The following is a 1,579-nucleotide window of genomic DNA, read 5'->3' as shown; positions in this document are numbered from 1 at the left end:
ACTCGCGACACGTGAATCGAACGTCCAACGCCGATCGGTGGGTGATCGACTCCGCGTCGGACTCGACAGTGAGCGTGGCGTCGACGCGGCCGCGACAGAGCGGGCAGAACCCGCGGCTCAGACGGTCGGCCCGTGTCAGCACGTGCTTGTTAAACACCTCCAGGAAGGTGGACGGATCGGTGTTCGCGACGACGACCGGCGGCACGGACATCTTGATAATCAGCCCCGCACACGCCGGACACTCGACGACGACGGCCCCGTCCTCGTACCGCGCCTCTGCGGGACCGTCACAGTGCATGCAGTCGCCTGCTGCAAGAGGGCCGACATCGGTCGCTTCGGCGCCGCTGAACCGGCCGGAGACGACACTTCCGACGGTCTGGCGGCCGGCGTACGTGAGCGTGTAACACTCGCCGTCCTTGGTCACGAACTCGGGGCACAGCTGATCGAGGTGGTAGTTGAACGTGCCCGAGTCTTCGACGCCGACCCGGCCGCGGAGTTCGGAGAACGAGAGGGACTCGGGGGCGGCGTCCCAGAGGGTGTGGAGGATATCCATCCGAATGTCGTTCGCGAGGAGGGCGAACACGTCTGCCGGGCGTTGCCGGACCTGTTGTTCGGGAGACATTCCGTCAAGCTTCAAGCGGCGTACCAATCAGTATTCTGGAATCCGACGACGCCAACTGCGGTGGCCCGACCCCGGCTCGGGTATATCGCGTCTGTCGACGATTTATCCGATAGTTAACAGGAGCGCGTTCCTGCGAGCCCTTACGGTCCCCGCGGCTGTAGGAGTGAACCGGACCTCGAACCAAGCACGCAATTCGGCCCTCCACTCGGTCGATACGCTCCCGCTGTATGCACAACTCGAGCGCCCGCGAGTGATGGCGCTCGAAACGCAATCACCACCCTCCAAGCGATGCCAGAGCCCACAGCAGACGACCAACCCGACAACGAACCACGAACCGACGGCGCCGGAGCGAACATCGTCTCCCCGGACGACGAGACGCCGACGTGGGGCGAACGCAAGCGCCGACGCGCCGGGCTGCCCCGGTTGACCTACGAGTACTTCGAGCGTGCTCGCCGTGAGGATCAGGACCTCCGCGAGGCGTCGACGTACGTCGAGCGCGACGTCCTCGGCTTCCCGGCCTGGCCGCACGAGCTCGTCCGTAACCTCGCACTGGCGGCGTTTTTCGTCGGCATGCTCCTGTTGTTGGCGGCGACGCTCCCGCCCCACATCGGCGACCCCGCAAACCGGAGTGTGACCCCCTCGGTCATCCTGCCCGACTGGTACCTCTACTGGTCGTTCGGCCTCCTGAAACTCGGGCCGCTGAACCCTGATCTGGCCGCCTTAGGTGGCGAGAAAGTCATCAGCGACAAGACCTACGGCGTGTTGGCGAACGTCGTCGTCGTCGGAACGATCGCGATCGTCCCGTTCCTGAACAAGGGAAGCGCCAGACGCCCCGTCGAACAGCCGTTCTGGGCGTCTATCGGCGTTGGCGGCACCGTGTTCGCGTTCACGATCGCGGTGTACTCCGCGAAGAACCTCGTCCCCATGTCGCCGACGCTGCTGTTCGACCTGACGTTC

The 1,579-nt window shown here is 65.0% G+C and carries 2 protein-coding genes; one reads left to right on the top strand and one right to left on the bottom strand.

All coding sequences use genetic code 11. The features are described from left to right. On the bottom strand, nucleotides 1-622 hold a 622-nt coding region (locus EP28_RS11460; protein ID WP_049984149.1), incomplete at its 3' end, for a winged helix-turn-helix domain-containing protein. A gap of 288 nt (nucleotides 623-910) precedes the next feature. Between EP28_RS11460 and EP28_RS11455 the strand changes: the two genes are divergently transcribed. Further along, on the top strand, nucleotides 911-1,579 hold a 669-nt coding region (locus EP28_RS11455), incomplete at its 3' end, for a cytochrome b family protein (protein ID WP_049984147.1).

The organism is Halorubrum sp. BV1 (assembly GCF_000746205.1).
Classification (GTDB): domain Archaea; phylum Halobacteriota; class Halobacteria; order Halobacteriales; family Haloferacaceae; genus Halorubrum.
This window is presented reverse-complemented; position numbering and strand designations above follow the sequence as displayed.